Source organism: Pseudoduganella rhizocola (genome assembly GCF_045984285.3).
Taxonomy (GTDB): Bacteria; Pseudomonadota; Gammaproteobacteria; order Burkholderiales; family Burkholderiaceae_D; genus Rugamonas.
On record NZ_JBJQIK030000001.1, the window covers coordinates 350,249 to 364,250 of the forward strand.

General features: G+C 63.7%; 15 protein-coding genes. 5 read left to right on the forward strand and 10 right to left on the reverse strand.

What is annotated here, in order from left to right:
- Positions 1–2: 2 nt before the first annotated feature.
- The 9 genes from rng to ACJRPG_RS01715 all read right to left on the reverse strand — a co-directional run bounded on the left by rng (position 3) and on the right by ACJRPG_RS01715 (position 7,830).
- Positions 3–1,466, reverse strand: a complete 1,464-nt coding sequence (gene rng / locus ACJRPG_RS01675) for a ribonuclease G (protein WP_407998306.1) — start codon at positions 1,464–1,466, stop codon at positions 3–5.
- Positions 1,463–2,083, reverse strand: coding sequence for a Maf family protein (locus ACJRPG_RS01680; protein ID WP_407998307.1), 621 nt, complete (start codon positions 2,081–2,083; stop codon positions 1,463–1,465). Before ACJRPG_RS01680 ends, rng begins: the two co-directional genes overlap by 4 nt.
- 22 nt (positions 2,084–2,105) lie before the next feature.
- Positions 2,106–2,576 (reverse strand): 23S rRNA (pseudouridine(1915)-N(3))-methyltransferase RlmH, encoded by a 471-nt coding sequence (rlmH, locus tag ACJRPG_RS01685; protein ID WP_407998308.1) that lies wholly within the window; start codon positions 2,574–2,576, stop codon positions 2,106–2,108.
- 6 nt (positions 2,577–2,582) lie between these two features.
- Positions 2,583–3,299 carry a ribosome silencing factor gene (gene rsfS, locus ACJRPG_RS01690; RefSeq protein WP_407998309.1) on the reverse strand — a complete coding sequence of 239 codons (717 nt, stop codon included), beginning with the start codon at positions 3,297–3,299 and terminating at the stop codon, positions 2,583–2,585.
- On the reverse strand, positions 3,300–3,947 hold the full coding sequence (gene nadD / locus ACJRPG_RS01695; RefSeq protein ID WP_407998310.1) for a nicotinate (nicotinamide) nucleotide adenylyltransferase: 648 nt from the start codon (positions 3,945–3,947) through the stop codon (positions 3,300–3,302). It lies immediately after the preceding gene.
- Complete coding sequence (hemF, locus tag ACJRPG_RS01700) at positions 3,944–4,858, reverse strand: oxygen-dependent coproporphyrinogen oxidase (protein WP_407998311.1); 915 nt, start codon at positions 4,856–4,858, stop codon at positions 3,944–3,946. Before hemF ends, nadD begins: the two co-directional genes overlap by 4 nt.
- Positions 4,858–6,126: a phosphoribosylamine--glycine ligase gene (gene purD, locus ACJRPG_RS01705; RefSeq protein WP_407998312.1), complete on the reverse strand. Its 1,269-nt coding sequence runs from the start codon at positions 6,124–6,126 to the stop codon at positions 4,858–4,860. Before purD ends, hemF begins: the two co-directional genes overlap by 1 nt.
- Positions 6,127–6,148: 22 nt before the next feature.
- Positions 6,149–6,874 (reverse strand): YebC/PmpR family DNA-binding transcriptional regulator, encoded by a 726-nt coding sequence (locus ACJRPG_RS01710; protein ID WP_407998313.1) that lies wholly within the window; start codon positions 6,872–6,874, stop codon positions 6,149–6,151.
- A gap of 83 nt (positions 6,875–6,957) precedes the next feature.
- The gene (locus tag ACJRPG_RS01715) at positions 6,958–7,830 is read right to left on the reverse strand and encodes a DUF4214 domain-containing protein (RefSeq protein ID WP_407998314.1); all 873 of its coding nucleotides are present in this window, start codon (positions 7,828–7,830) and stop codon (positions 6,958–6,960) included.
- A 165-nt stretch (positions 7,831–7,995) separates the two neighbouring features.
- On the opposite strand from ACJRPG_RS01715, the gene ACJRPG_RS01720 reads away from it, so the two are divergent.
- Genes ACJRPG_RS01720 through ACJRPG_RS01735 form a run of 4 tightly spaced genes read left to right on the forward strand, consistent with a single transcriptional unit; the run spans position 7,996 to position 10,424 of the window.
- On the forward strand, positions 7,996–8,913 hold the full coding sequence (locus ACJRPG_RS01720) for a DMT family transporter (protein ID WP_407998315.1): 918 nt from the start codon (positions 7,996–7,998) through the stop codon (positions 8,911–8,913).
- Positions 8,914–8,917: 4 nt separating this feature from the next.
- Positions 8,918–9,307, forward strand: a complete 390-nt coding sequence (locus tag ACJRPG_RS01725; RefSeq protein ID WP_407998316.1) for a methylglyoxal synthase — start codon at positions 8,918–8,920, stop codon at positions 9,305–9,307.
- Between the two features lie 11 nt (positions 9,308–9,318).
- On the forward strand, positions 9,319–10,296 hold the full coding sequence (locus tag ACJRPG_RS01730; RefSeq protein ID WP_407998317.1) for a quinone oxidoreductase family protein: 978 nt from the start codon (positions 9,319–9,321) through the stop codon (positions 10,294–10,296).
- 2 nt (positions 10,297–10,298) lie between these two features.
- Positions 10,299–10,424, forward strand: a complete 126-nt coding sequence (locus ACJRPG_RS01735; protein ID WP_407998318.1) for a hypothetical protein — start codon at positions 10,299–10,301, stop codon at positions 10,422–10,424.
- A gap of 104 nt (positions 10,425–10,528) precedes the next feature.
- On the opposite strand, the gene ACJRPG_RS01740 is transcribed toward ACJRPG_RS01735, so the two are convergent.
- The gene (locus ACJRPG_RS01740) at positions 10,529–11,185 is read right to left on the reverse strand and encodes a DUF4136 domain-containing protein (protein WP_407998319.1); all 657 of its coding nucleotides are present in this window, start codon (positions 11,183–11,185) and stop codon (positions 10,529–10,531) included.
- Between the two features lie 197 nt (positions 11,186–11,382).
- On the opposite strand from ACJRPG_RS01740, the gene pepN reads away from it, so the two are divergent.
- A complete protein-coding gene (pepN, locus tag ACJRPG_RS01745) occupies positions 11,383–13,998 on the forward strand; it encodes an aminopeptidase N (RefSeq protein WP_407998320.1) in 2,616 nt (871 codons plus the stop codon).
- Positions 13,999–14,002 lie beyond the last annotated feature (4 nt).

Genomic DNA, 14,002 nt, shown 5'->3' on the forward strand with positions numbered 1-14,002 from the left:
GGCTACATCAGGATAACGTCGTACTGTTCCTGGTGGTAGGCGGTTTCCACCTGCAGCGAGATCTTCTTGCCGATGAAATCGCCCAGCATCGCGAGGTGCTGGGATTCCTCTTCGAGGAACATGTCTACCACTTCCTGCGAGGCGAGGATGCGGAACTCGCGCGGGTTGAACTGCTTGGCTTCGCGCAGCAGCTCGCGCAGGATTTCGTAGCAGATGGTGCGCGAGGTTTTTACCTGGCCCTTGCCGCTGCAGGCAGGGCAGGGTTCGCACAGGATGTGCGCCAGCGATTCGCGCGTGCGCTTGCGCGTCATCTCCACCAGTCCCAGCGCGGAGAAGCCGCTCACCGATACCTTGGTGCGGTCGCGCGCCAGCGCCTTGCGCAGCTCGGCCAGCACGGCGTTGCGGTGCTCGGCGTTCTCCATGTCGATGAAGTCGAGGATGATGATGCCGCCCAGGTTGCGCAGGCGCAGCTGGCGCGCAATGGCATGCGCCGCTTCCAGGTTGGTCTTGAAGATGGTGTCCGCGAAATTGCGCCCGCCCACGTAGCCGCCGGTGTTGACGTCGATGGTGGTCATGGCCTCGGTCTGGTCCACGATCAGGTAGCCGCCGGACTTGAGGTCCACGCGCCGTCCCAGCGCGCGCTGGATCTCTTCTTCCACGCCGTACAGGTCGAACAGCGGGCGCTCGCCCGTGTAGTGCTGCATGCGATTCAGCACGCTCGGCGTGTACTCCTGCGCGAATGCCGTCAGCGCCACGAAGTTCTCGCGCGAGTCGACCTGGATGCTGGCCGTTTCATCGCACACGAAGTCGCGCAGCACGCGCTGCGCCAGGCTCAGGTCCTGGTGCAGCAGGCTGGCCGGCGGCCGGGTACGCGCGCCGTGGCAAATGGCGCTCCAGGTTTTGCGCAGGTACTCGATGTCGGCCTGCAGGTCGCTATCGCTGGCATCTTCGGCCTGCGTGCGCACGATGTAGCCGCCCTTTTCCTCCGGCGGCAGCAGGCTTTGCATGCGGGCGCGCAGCGCTTCGCGTTCGGCTTCCTTCTCGATCTTCTGCGATATGCCGATATGCGCGTCCTGCGGGAGGTAGACCAGCATGCGGCCTGCAATCGAAATCTGCGTGGACAGGCGCGCGCCCTTGGTGCCGATCGGATCCTTGATCACCTGCACCGTCAGCACCTGGCCGTCGAACAGCAGCTTTTCGATCGGCGTTGGATTGGCGGCCTGGCCGTCGTGCGGGCGCGCTTCCCAGATATCGGCCACGTGCAGGAAGGCCGCGCGTTCAAGGCCGATGTCGATGAAGGCCGACTGCATGCCGGGCAGCACGCGCACCACCTTGCCGGAATAGACATTACCCGCCAGGCCGCGCGTCAGCGTGCGTTCGATGTGCAGTTCCTGCACGGCGCCCTGCAGGATCAGGGCGACCCGTGTTTCCTGCGGCGTGATGTTGATGAGGATATCTTCGTTCATGGCAGCGGCAGGCCGGCCTGGCGCAGCAGCTGCGCGGTCTCGAACAAGGGCAGGCCCATGATGCCGGAGTGGCTGCCTTCGATGTGTTCAATGAATACGGAGGCCAGGCCCTGGATGCCGTAGCCGCCCGCCTTGTCGTAAGGCTCCTGCGTGGCGCAATAGGCCTTGATGGAAGCCGGGGAGAGCGCGGCGAAGCGCACCTGGGACACCTGGGTAATGCAGTCCGAGAAATCGCGGTGGCGCACGGCGATGGCCGTCAGCACCTGGTGCTCGCGGCCGGACAGCTTCTCCAGCATGGCAATTGCTTCCGCCGGCGTGGCGGGCTTGCCGAGGATTTCGCCATCGATGGCCACCGTGGTGTCGGCCGACAGCACGGGGCGCTGCGTGAGGCGGCGCCGCTGCACCAGGTCGAATGCAAAATCGGCTTTTTCGTTGGCCACGCGCGCCACATAGACCTCCGGGGTCTCGCCGGGCAGCACTTCTTCGGTCACGTCCGGCCCGCGCGGGCCTTCGCTGCGCAGGAGCAGCAGTTCGAATTCGACGCCGATCTGCCGCAGCAGTTCGCGCCGCCGCGGGCTCTTGGATGCAAGGTAGATTTTCTTGTCGACCGGTTTCATCGGCGTGCTTTGTTTTAAATTGTTACACGCGATGATACGGGTGATTCTGCGTAATTGTCCACGCCCGGTACAACTGTTCGGCCAAAAGCACCCTCACCATGCCATGCGGCAGGGTCATACTGGAAATGCGAATCATTCCCTCGGCGCGCGCTTTCAGCTCAGGATCGAGGCCGTCGGCCCCGCCGATCAGGAAGGCGGTATCGCGCCCGTCCTGCTGCCAGGCCTGCAATTGCTGGGAAAGTCCGACGCTGGTAAGGTCCTTGCCGCGCTCGTCGAGGGCGATGATGCGTACCGATTTGGGCAGGGCGGCTTCGATGCGCTCCTTTTCGAGCGCCATGGCGGTGGCGGCGGTCTTGCTGCCGGAACGCTCAACGGGCTTGATTTCCTTCAGCACGATGCGCAGTTCCGGCGGCATGCGTTTCACATATTCTGCGAAGCCGCTTTCAATCCAGGCGGGCATCTTGTGCCCGACCGCAGCGATGATCAGCTGCATGCTGCCTTACTCGGCAGCGGGTTTTTTGATGCGCTTGATGACGGTTTTAACCGGCGCTTCCGCAGCCTTGGCGGCCGATTTGGCTTTTTCCGCCTTGGCGGCCTTGGCCGAAGCCACGGCGCTCTTGGACGAGGCAACCTTCACCTTCTTGCCTTCCGGCGCCACTACGGCCGGCGCTTTCTTCACGGCGGCCTTCTTGGCGGCGGCGCCAGCAGCGGCGGCGGCCTTGGCGGTGCCGGGCTTGCGGGCGGCCGGGGCCTTCTTCTCGACCACGGCTTCGGCGGACTTGGCAACCTTGTTGGCAGCCAGGTGGCCCGATTTCTTCTTCGGCGCCGCCTCGGCTTCGGCGGCAGCCTTGCCTTCGGCGGTGGACTTGCGCTTGGCCGCGCCCAGCTTCACCGGCTTTTCACCCCAGATCTCTTCCAGGCGGTAGTAAGCGCGGATCGGCGCCTGCATGATGTGGACGATCATGTCGCCCAGATCCACCAGCACCCATTCACCGGTGTCTTCGCCCTCGATGCCCACCACTTCGCCGCCGGCTTCCTTTACCTTGTCGCGTACCGACGAGGCAAGGGCGCGGGTCTGGCGGTTGGAGGTACCGGACACGATGGCGATACGGTCGAACAGGCTGGTCAGCCCGGTCGTATCGAACAGGACGATGTCCTGGCCTTTCACGTCTTCCAGAGCATCGACGACGAGGGCTTGCAGTTTTTTGATATCCATTTAGTTCTTATAAAGATTATGTTGTTCAATATAGTCTAGCACTACCTGCGGGACAAGCGAGTTTGGCTCGCCGCCCCGCGCCAGTGCTTCCCGGATGGCTGTGGATGAGATATCCACGGCCAGTTCCGGGGCGAGGCAGGCCAGGCCTGCCGCGGTATTGCTTACCTTATCTGGCTCTGCCAGCCGCCGCAGGAACTCGGCGGCCACCGCGGGCGGCACGCCGGGGCCGTCCAGCGCAAAGCCCGGGCGCGCGGCCACGCAGAAGTTGGCCAGCCCGAACAGCGCCTGCCATTCATGCCAGGTGTCAAAGCGTTCCAGCTGGTCGGCGCCCATCAGGAAGCACAGCGAGGCATCCGGTCCCAGTTCCGCGCGCAGGGCCCGCAGCGTTTCCACCGTGTAGGTGGGCTTGCCGCGCTCGATTTCCTGGAGGTCGATGGCCACCGGGAAGGGCTGGCCGGCAAAGGCCAGCCGCGCCATTTCCGCGCGCTGCTCCGGCGCCGCCACCAGCGCCGACTTCTGCCAGGGCAGGGTCGGGATCACGCGCAGCTGATCCGCTTTCAGCAAACGGACAAAATGGGCGCCAAGCGCGACATGACCGTTATGGACCGGATCGAAACTGCCTCCCAGCAGTGCGATGCAGGCTGTCACGGGTTCAGCCAGTCGCGGTGCGGAAGGAAGTCGGTGTACAGCGCCGCTTCGGGCGATCCCTCTTCGGGATGCCAGTCGTAGCGCCACTTGACGACGGGCGGCATCGACATCAGGATCGCCTCGGTGCGGCCGCCGGACTGCAGGCCGAACAGCGTGCCACGGTCGAATACCAGGTTGAATTCGACATAGCGGCCGCGCCGGTAGGCCTGGAAATCGCGCTCGCGTTCACCGTATGGGGTGTCCTTGCGCGCGTTCAGGATCGGCAGGTAGGCGGTCAGGAAGGCGTCGCCCACGCTGCGCATCATGGCGAAGCTCTGTTCGAACTCCAGCGCATTGAAGTCGTCGAAGAAGATGCCGCCCACACCGCGCGCTTCCTTGCGGTGCTTCAGGTAGAAGTACTCGTCGCACCAGGCCTTGAAGCGCGGATGCAGCTCTTCGCCGAAGGGCTGCAGCGCATCGCGGCAGCTGCGGTGGAAGTGCTGCGCATCTTCCTTGTTGCCGTAATAGGGCGTGAGGTCCATGCCGCCGCCGAACCACCACACCGGCGTGCCGTCTTCGGTGCTGGTGGTGAAGAAGCGCACGTTCATGTGCACCGTCGGCGCATACGGGTTGCGCGGATGCAGCACCAGCGACACGCCCATCGCTTCCCATGCGCGGCCGCCGATGCCCGGACGGTGCGCGGCGGCGGAGGCGGGCAGCCTGGCGCCCATCACATGCGAGAAATTGCAGCCGCCGCGTTCCAGCACCTTGCCTTCTTCGATCAGGCGCGAAATGCCGCCGCCGCCTTCCGGGCGCTCCCACTCGTCGCGCAGGAAGGGCGAACCGTCGGCGTCCTCGAGGGCCGCAACGATGCGCTGCTGCAGGCCGAGCAGGTAGGCTTTGACGCCGGAGGGCGAGGGCTGCTGGTTCATTAGTGCTTCAGGCCGCGCCAGCCGATATCGCGGCGGAATTGCATGCCGTCGAAGCGGATCTTGTCCACGCTCTCGTAAGCCTGCTTCTGCGCCATCTTGATGCTGTCGCCCAGGCCCACCACGCACAGCACGCGGCCGCCGCTCGTCACCAGCGCTTCGCCCTGTTCCGCCGTGCCGGCGTGGAAGGTCACGGATTCCGGCGTTTCGGCCGGAATGCCTTCGATTACCGCGCCCTTGGCCGGATTATCCGGATAACCCGCGGCGGCCAGCACCACGCCCACGGCGGTGCGGCGGTCCCATTCCAGTTCGACCGCGTCCAGCGTGCCGTTCACCGCGTGTTCCATCACGCCCAGCAGGTCGGTCTTCAGGCGCGACATGATGGGCTGGGTTTCCGGGTCGCCCATGCGGCAGTTGAATTCCAGCGTCTTCGGGTTGCCCGCGGCGTCGATCATCAGGCCCGCATACAGGAAGCCAGTGAAGGGAATGCCGTCCTTCGCCATGCCCTGGATGGTAGGGGTGATAATCTCGCGCATCACGCGCGCATGCATGGCCGGCGTCACGATCGGCGCCGGGGAGTAGGCGCCCATGCCGCCCGTGTTCGGGCCCTGGTCGTTGTCCTGCAGGCGTTTGTGGTCCTGGCTGGTGGCCAGCGGCAGCACGTTCTTGCCGTCGCACATGACGATGAAGGACGCTTCTTCGCCTGCCAGGAATTCTTCGATGACGATGCGCGCGCCGGCGTCGCCGAAGCGGTTATCGGCCAGCATGTGGTCCACCGCCTGGTGCGCTTCGTCCAGCGTCATCGCCACCACCACGCCCTTGCCGGCCGCCAGGCCGTCGGCCTTGATGACGATGGGCGCGCCCTTGGCGTCCACATAGGCATGGGCCTTCTGCACGTCGGAGAAGGTCTCGTATTCGGCGGTCGGAATGCCGTGGCGCTTCATGAAGGACTTGGCGAAGTCCTTCGACGATTCCAGCTGCGCCGCTTCCTTCGTGGGGCCGAAGATCTTCAGGCCGCGCGCGCGGAACAGGTTGACGATGCCGCCGGCCAGCGGGGTTTCAGGGCCGACCACGGTGACGCCGATATTTTCCTTCACCACGAAGTCCGCCAGTTCTTCCAGGCCGGTGATGGGCACGTTCTGCAGGCGCACGTCGCCCGCCGTGCCGCCGTTGCCCGGTGCGACATAGACCATCTGCACGCGTTCGGATTGCGCGAGTTTCCAGGCCAGTGCGTGTTCGCGGCCGCCAGAGCCGACTACCAGAATTTTCATAGGGACTTGTGGGTGTGGTTGCTTATTCTTCGATGACGGCGTTGGTATAGACTTCCTGGGTATCGTCCAGGTTCTCCAGCGCGTCCAGCAGCTTCTGCATCTTCACCGCGTCGTCGCCGGTGAAGACGGTTTCGGTCGCGGGCTTCATGATCACTTCCGCCACTTCGGCCTTGAAGCCCGCCGCTTCCAGCGCATCTTTCACGGCCGCGAAATCATGCGGCGCGCACAGCACTTCGAAGCCGCCTTCCTCGTCGGCCACCACGTCTTCTGCGCCCGCTTCCAGCGCGGCGTCCATCAGCTTCGCTTCATCGGTGCCGGGGGCGAACAGGAACTGGCCGCAATGCTTGAACATGAAGGACACGCTGTTCTCGGTGCCCATATTGCCGCCGTATTTGTTGAAGGCATGGCGCACTTCAGCCACCGTGCGCACGCGGTTGTCGGTCATGCAGTCGACGATGATGGCCGCGCCGCCGATGCCGTAGCCTTCGTAGCGTACTTCTTCGTAGTTGGTGCCTTCGTCGCCGCCAGTGCCGCGCGTGATCGCGCGTTGCACGTTATCCTTCGGCATATTGGCGTCGGCCGCCTTGTCCACGGCCAGGCGCAGGCGTGGATTGGTGTTGATGTCGCCGCCGCCCATGCGGGCCGCTACCGTGATTTCCTTGATGAGGCGCGTCCAGATCTTGCCGCGTTTAGCGTCCGTTGCAGCCTTTTTGTGCTTGATATTGGCCCATTTGCTGTGTCCAGCCATGTTCGGTCTTCCTTAGACGGTGTGCAATTCGAGGGCGGTATTCTACCATACCGCCCCCCTTGAATTGCGCCGCCGCCGGGGCCTCAGCCGGTGAACACGGTGAACTCGATGCCGTTCTGGATGCTGCCGATCACCTGGGCCTTGTTCTCGGCGCTTTCCGAGAAGCCGAGCAGCACCATTTCACGCGTCTGGCCGTGGTTGGCCATCACATCCAGCCAGTAGTTCAGGCCCTCCTGGTCCACGTCGCGGTGCAGGGCATTGTGGTAGAGCGCCGTCAGGAACTCCGCATTGGTGGAATTGGCGCCGTACAGGTGGGTGAACTCGGGGCTGTTGGTAAAGCCGCCCGCGATATCGGTCCAGGCCGCGCCATTGTCGGCCACATTGATCCAGTAACCCAGGCCCGCCTTGTCGGAAGGGCGGTCGAAAATGGCCTGGTACAGGCGGAACATCTTGCCGGCGTTGCCGTTGATGTCGTAGGCCACGGCCGTATCGGAGAACTGCAGGCGCTCGATGCCGATCAGGGCATCGCTGCTCATGTCCGCCGCCACCACGGTGGCCGGCATGCCGCCGGCAGGGCGCCCCACGGTATAGGTGTCGCGCGCGCCGGCATAAATGGCCATGTCGTTGCCCGCACCGCCGTCGAGGGTGTCGTTGCCTTCGCCGCCATTCAGCCAGTCGTTGCCGCCGCCGGCATTGATCTGGTCGTTGCCGCCGTTGCCGTTCATGCGGTCATTGCCGTCGCCGCCGAACATCAGGTCGTTGCCGGCGCCGCCGTTCATCACGTCGCCCAGCAAATCGGGGGCACCGGCCCGGTCAATATTGCTGCTGTAAATCTGATCGTTACCGTTTCCACCACTCATAGTGTCAATTCCTCCATTGCCAAAAATGTAGTCGTCGCCGTCGCCGCCATTGAGGACGTCGTTACCGGCAGTCCCGCCCAGAAAAATCGTGCTCATGATTGACCACCTCCGCCTCCGCTGAAATAGTGCAATTTTTATAACGCAGCGTAGCGTCAAAAAGTTGAGTTGTCGCGCCGCCGTTCGCAATTTCGCGCAGCAAGATTTCGCTTTGGAAAAGAGGCTTGCCAAACGCAAGCAAGCGTTTCGTTCTACAATCGTGGGATGGACGAAAGTACAAGCAATGCCGGGCACGCGCGGGCGGCCTATCTGGGCGGCCTCGCCATTGCCGTGGGCGGCGCGGTGCTGTTTTCCACCAAGGCGGTGCTGGCCAAGCTGCTGTACCGCTACCAGATCGATGCGGTCACGCTGATTGCCTTCCGCATGATTTTTTCCCTGCCGGTGTTCGCCGCGGTGGCGCTATGGAAGATGCGCAGCGAAGCGCCCTTGTCCGGCGCCGACCGCTGGCGCCTGATCGGCCTCGGGCTGGTGGGGTATTACCTGTCCAGCTTCCTCGACTTCCTCGGCCTGCAATACATCACCGTCGGGCTGGAGCGCCTGATCCTCTTCCTCACGCCCACCTTCGTGCTGCTGATATCGGCCTTCGTGCTGAAGAAGGCCATCAGCCGCGCCCAGTGGCTGGCGCTGCTCGTGTCCTACGCCGGCATCGTGCTGGTCTTCCTGCACGACCTGCAGGGCGGCAACCGCAATGTGGTGCTCGGGTCCATGCTGGTGCTGGGCTCCGCTGTCGCGTATGCCTTGTACCTGCTGGCTTCCGGCGAAATGGTCAAGCGCATCGGCTCGCTGCGCCTGGTGGCCTATGCCATGTGCGTGTCCAGCGCCGCCTGCATTGCCCAGTTCTTCATCCTGCGCCCGGCGGCCATGCTGGTGCAGCCCGCGCAGGTGTACTGGCTGTCGCTGATGAACGGCCTGCTGTGCACCGTGATGCCGGTGTTCATGACCATGATCGCCGTGCAGCGCATCGGCGCCGGCGTGGCCTCGCAAGCGGGCATGATCGGTCCTGTTTCCACGCTGTTCCTCGGCGCCCTTATCCTGTCCGAACCCGTCACGAGCTGGCAACTGGCCGGCACGGCGCTGGTGCTGTCGGGCATATACCTGTTGTCCAACGCTAAGAAAGCCTGAACCCATGAGTCCACGCATTGCCCTGATCGCCCACGACAAGAAAAAAGACGACATGATCGCCCTCGCCGGCGAGTATGTGGACTTCCTGCGCCAGTGCACGCTGACGGCCACCGGCACCACCGGCGGCCGCCTGGTCAATGAACTGGGCCTCACCGTGGACCGCAAGCACTCCGGCCCCTTCGGCGGCGACTTGCAGATCGGTTCCCTGCTGGTGGAAGACCAGATCGATGCCGTGATCTTCCTGCGCGACCCGATGACGCCGCAGCCGCACGAACCGGACATCAATGCGCTGGTGCGCGCCTGCGACGTGCACAATGTGGCTTGCGCCACCAATGTCGCCACGGCGCACCTGGTGCTGAGCCAGCTGCGCGCCGCGTTCGCCAACCAGCAATAAGGAGTTTCCCGATGAGCAAAGCTATCCGCATGTCCCGGACCGGCGGTCCGGAGGTAATGGAACTGGTGGATGTGGAAGTGGGCCCGCCGGGCCCGGGCGAAGCCACCGTGCGCCATGAAGCCATCGGCATCAATTTCATCGACGTGTATTTCCGCACCGGGCTGTATGCGCAGCCGCTGCCGAACGGCCTGGGCCAGGAAGGCGCGGGCGTGGTGGAGGCGGTGGGCGAGGGCGTTACCGAGGTCAAGGTGGGCGACCGCGTGGCCTACGCGGCGCGGCCGAACGGCGCCTACGCCGAAGTGCGCAATATGCCGGCCAGTATCCTCGTGGTGCTGCCCGAGAAAATCGCCTTCGATACCGCCGCCGCCATGATGTTGCAGGGCATGACGGTGCAGTACCTGCTGCACCAGACCGCCCAGCTCAAGGCCGGCGATACCGTCCTGTTCCATGCTGCCGCGGGCGGGGTGGGCCTGATCGCCTGCCAGTGGGCGCGCGTGATGGGCGTGAACCTGATCGGCACCGTCGGTTCCGACGAGAAGGCTGCGCTGGCCATCGAGAACGGCGCGGCGCATGCCATCAATTACAAGCGCGATAATTTCACCGAGAAGGTGAAGGAGATCACGGGCGGCAAGGGCGTGTCCGTGGTCTACGATTCGATCGGCAAGGACACCTTCATCGGTTCGCTCAACTGCCTGGCCCCTCGCGGCCTGATGGTCAGCTTCGGCAATGCCTCGGGACCGGTGGCGCCGTTCGCGCCATCCGAGCTGCAGACCCGTGGCTCGCTATATGTCACACGTCCCACGCTGCCGCATTACACGGCCACGCGCGAAGACCTGGAAGCGACCGCCAAGTCCCTGTTCGGCGTGGTGGCCAGCGGCGAAGTGAAAATTGCAATAAACCAACGCTATAATCTGGCGGATGTGGGACAGGCCCACATCGACCTGGAATCGCGCAACACGACCGGGTCGTCCATTCTTCTTCCGCACTGACCATGACTGAACAGAATCAACCGGACGACGAAGGCAGCCCGAAATTCGGCCGCCTGCTGGTCGTCCTGCTGTGCGCGGTGGCGCTGATCGGCGTCATCACCTTTGCCAGCGAAGCCTACTTCTCATGACCCATACCCGCATTGCCTGCGACCTCGCGCGCCGAGCTAATAATTGGGGACAGACCCGGATTATACGGTTCGTATAATCCGGGTCTGTCCCCAATTTCCCAACTTTACTGTTGCTGGGGTTTGAGCTCCAGCTCAACCCGCTTGGCCTTGCCGCTTTCGCCGGGGAAGCCGGTGAAGGCGCTTTGCACCAGCGCCGGCATGACCAGCGGCGTGGACTGCTTGCGGCTGGTGTTGTTCACCGTCACGTCGAAGAGCTTCTGCCCCTGCATGCTGTTGATGGTGACGCGCAGATTGCGCTCGTAGTTGTGCTGGATGACTTCGCGGAAGGTCATCGGGCCGTACATCCACGGGTCGTAGTAAGGACGGAAGCCGTAGTAGCGGTAGCGGAAGCGCCCCGGATAGTAGTGGTAGCGCGCGAAGCCGTAAGGCCCCCAGTACGGTCCCATATAGAAGGGATCGGACGCTTCCAGCACCTTGTAGGGCCGGTCGATGGTGCTGAACTGCATGCCCACGCGCAGCTTGGCCTGGTCCGACGAGGGCGCCAGCGTGAAGCCCAGCTTGGCCAGTTCGCCGCTCACCAGGTTCTGGTAGCTGCGGTATTCCAGCGTATCCTCGGCGGGCGCCGGGGTCTCGAACACATACGATTTTTCCTGCAGCTCGGCCGGCCACTGGTGGAACACCGTGACATCGCTGCGCAGGGTAGTGGCGCACCCACTCAGCAGCAGGGTGCCCGCTGCAATAAGGATGGCTAAGGATCTCATGATTTCCGCTCCTACGATAATTAAGCTTGTCCACCTGTCAGTTTAGGACCGGCACAAAGCGTCTACACGAATATTACAGAATGTTACGGCAACTGTGGCAGCAGAAACTTCCAGCGCGTCCGGGACGGTATCCCGGCCCGGATTCCAGGAACATGTTGGTAAAATAAGCTTTTCGTCTTTGCCACACTGAAACTGCCATGCGTACCGACAGCCCACAGACCATTTACCGTAAAGACTACACCCCTCCCAGCTATCTGGTGGAGACGGTTGAACTGGGTTTCGACCTGGATCCGCAGCGCACGATTGTGTCCAGCCGCATCGTGGTGCGCCACAATCCGGACAGCAAGAACCACGATATCGTGCTGCAGGGCGAAGAGATCGAACTGGTGGCGCTGCGCATGAACGGTGTGGCGCTGGACCAGGCGCAGTACAGCATCGTCAACCACACGCTGACGATCCGCAAGGCGCCGCTGAATGCCGTGCTGGAGATTGAAACCCTGTGCAATCCGCAGGAGAACACCAGTCTGTCCGGCCTCTACGTTTCCAACGGCAATTTCTTCACCCAGTGCGAGGCCGAAGGTTTCCGCCGCATTACGTATTTCCCCGACCGTCCCGATGTGATGGCCAGATACACGGTCATGCTGCGCGCCGACAAAGCGAAGTATCCGGTGCTGCTGTCGAACGGCAACCTGATCGAAGAAGGCGAGCTGCCGGACGGTCGCCATTACGCCAAGTGGGAAGACCCGTTCAAGAAGCCGTCCTACCTGTTCGCGCTGGTGGCCGCGCGCCTGGTGTGCCAGGAAGAGACGTACAAGCTCAATTCCGGCCGCGAAGTGCTGTTGCAGGTGTGGGTGGAAGAGGGCAACCTGGACAAGACCGACTACGCCATGCAGTCGCTCAAGAACTCCATCCGCTGGGACGAGGAGCGCTGGGGGCTGGAGCTGGACCTGGACCGCTTCATGATCGTTGCCGTGGGCGACTTCAATATGGGCGCGATGGAAAACAAGGGCCTGAACATCTTTAACACCAAGTTCGTGCTGGCCAATCCGCGCGTGGCGACCGATGTCGATTACGCCGGCATCGAGGCGGTGGTGGGCCACGAATACTTCCACAACTGGACCGGCAACCGCGTGACCTGCCGCGACTGGTTCCAGTTGTCGCTGAAGGAAGGCCTGACCGTGTTCCGCGACCAGGAGTTCTCGGCCGACATGATCGGCACCGACACCGGCCGCGCCGTGACCCGCATCGACCAGGTGCGCACCCTGCGCCAGGCCCAGTTCCCGGAAGACGCAGGCCCGATGGCGCACCCGGTGCGGCCGGATTCCTTCGTCGAGATCAACAACTTCTACACGGTGACTGTGTATGAGAAGGGCGCCGAAGTGGTGCGCATGTACCAGACCTTGCTGGGCCGCGAAGGCTTCCGCAAGGGCATGGACCTGTACTTCGCCCGCCACGACGGCCAGGCTGTGACCTGCGACGACTTCCGCGCCGCCATGGCCGATGCCAACCAGCGCGACCTCAGGCAGTTCGAGCGCTGGTACAGCCAGGCCGGCACGCCGATTGTCACCGCGCGCACGCGCTACGACGAAAAGATGAAGGTGTTCGAGCTCACGCTGAGCCAGCGCTGCCCGGCCACGCCGGGCCAGGCGAAGAAGCAGCCTTTCCATATTCCGGTGGCCGTGGGCCTGCTGGATGCGGCCGGCCGCGACATGCTGCCGACCCGCGTGCTGGAGCTGACGGAAGCGGAAGACACCTTCCGCTTCGAAGGCATCGCCGAAAAACCAGTGCCGTCCATCCTGCGAAACTTCTCGGCCCCGGTGGTGCTCGAATACGATTACAGCGACGAGGAGCTGCTGCACCTGTTCCGCCATGACAGCGACCCGGTGAACCGCTGGGAAGCCGGCCAGCGCCTGGCCATGGCCCGCCTGCTGAAACTCACCACCGCCGTGCAGCGGGGCGAAGAGCTGGAGCTGGACTACACCTTCATCGCCGCCCAGCGCGCGCTGCTGCTGGACGACGCGCTGGACGCGGCCTTCCGCGAACAGGCGCTGATGCTGCCGTCCGAAACCATGGTGGCCGAGAACATGGAGGTGGCCGATCCGCACGCCATCCACCAGGCGCGCCAGTTCATGCGCCGCACCATTGCCCAGGTGCTGCGCAGCGAGCTGCTGAACGCCTATGCGGCCAATGCCACGCCGGGCGCCTACAGTCCGGACGCTGCCTCGGCCGGCAAACGCGGCCTGAAGAACCTGGCGTTGTCCTACCTGGCGCTGGGCGGCGAAGCGGAATCGCTGGCGCTGGCGGAACGCCAGTTCAATGAGGCGGGCAATATGACCGACCGCTCCGCGGCGCTGGTGGCGCTGGTGCATAGCGGCGCCGATGCCAGTAGTGCATTGGACAGCTTCTACCAGGACTTCAAAGGCGAAGCCCTTGTCGTGGATAAGTGGTTCTCGATTCAGGCCATGTCGCCGCAGACCGATGTGAACGCCGTGCGCGCGCTGATGGAGCATCCGGCCTTCACGCTGAAGAACCCGAACCGTGCACGCAGCCTGGTGTTCAGCTTCTGCAACGGCAACCCCTCGCAGTTCCATGCGAAGGATGGCAGCGCCTATGAATTCTGGGCCGAGCACGTCATCAAGCTCAATGCCATCAACCCGCAGGTGGCGGCCCGCCTGGCGCGCAGCATGGACCGCTGGCGCCGCTACCCGCCCGAATTGCAGGCACACATGCGCCGCGCGCTGGAACGCGTGGCGGCCACGCCCCAACTCTCGAACGACGTGATGGAAGTCGTCAGCAAAGCACTAGCCAACTAAGGAA

What these genes read in the sequence shown, in the direction of transcription:
- ACJRPG_RS01680 (WP_407998307.1), bottom strand. Translation starts at nt 2,083, where the DNA reads ATGAAACCGGTCGACAAGAAAATCTACCTTGCATCCAAGAGCCCGCGG.
- ACJRPG_RS01725 (WP_407998316.1), top strand. Translation starts at nt 8,918, where the DNA reads ATGAGTCCACGCATTGCCCTGATCGCCCACGACAAGAAAAAAGACGAC.
- ACJRPG_RS01740 (WP_407998319.1), bottom strand. Translation starts at nt 11,185, where the DNA reads ATGAGATCCTTAGCCATCCTTATTGCAGCGGGCACCCTGCTGCTGAGT.
- ACJRPG_RS01735 (WP_407998318.1), top strand. Translation starts at nt 10,299, where the DNA reads ATGACTGAACAGAATCAACCGGACGACGAAGGCAGCCCGAAATTCGGC.
- purD (WP_407998312.1), bottom strand. Translation starts at nt 6,126, where the DNA reads ATGAAAATTCTGGTAGTCGGCTCTGGCGGCCGCGAACACGCACTGGCC.
- rsfS (WP_407998309.1), bottom strand. Translation starts at nt 3,299, where the DNA reads ATGGATATCAAAAAACTGCAAGCCCTCGTCGTCGATGCTCTGGAAGAC.
- ACJRPG_RS01710 (WP_407998313.1), bottom strand. Translation starts at nt 6,874, where the DNA reads ATGGCTGGACACAGCAAATGGGCCAATATCAAGCACAAAAAGGCTGCA.
- hemF (WP_407998311.1), bottom strand. Translation starts at nt 4,858, where the DNA reads ATGAACCAGCAGCCCTCGCCCTCCGGCGTCAAAGCCTACCTGCTCGGC.
- rlmH (WP_407998308.1), bottom strand. Translation starts at nt 2,576, where the DNA reads ATGCAGCTGATCATCGCTGCGGTCGGGCACAAGATGCCCGCCTGGATT.
- ACJRPG_RS01730 (WP_407998317.1), top strand. Translation starts at nt 9,319, where the DNA reads ATGAGCAAAGCTATCCGCATGTCCCGGACCGGCGGTCCGGAGGTAATG.
- rng (WP_407998306.1), bottom strand. Translation starts at nt 1,466, where the DNA reads ATGAACGAAGATATCCTCATCAACATCACGCCGCAGGAAACACGGGTC.
- ACJRPG_RS01720 (WP_407998315.1), top strand. Translation starts at nt 7,996, where the DNA reads ATGGACGAAAGTACAAGCAATGCCGGGCACGCGCGGGCGGCCTATCTG.
- pepN (WP_407998320.1), top strand. Translation starts at nt 11,383, where the DNA reads ATGCGTACCGACAGCCCACAGACCATTTACCGTAAAGACTACACCCCT.
- ACJRPG_RS01715 (WP_407998314.1), bottom strand. Translation starts at nt 7,830, where the DNA reads ATGAGCACGATTTTTCTGGGCGGGACTGCCGGTAACGACGTCCTCAAT.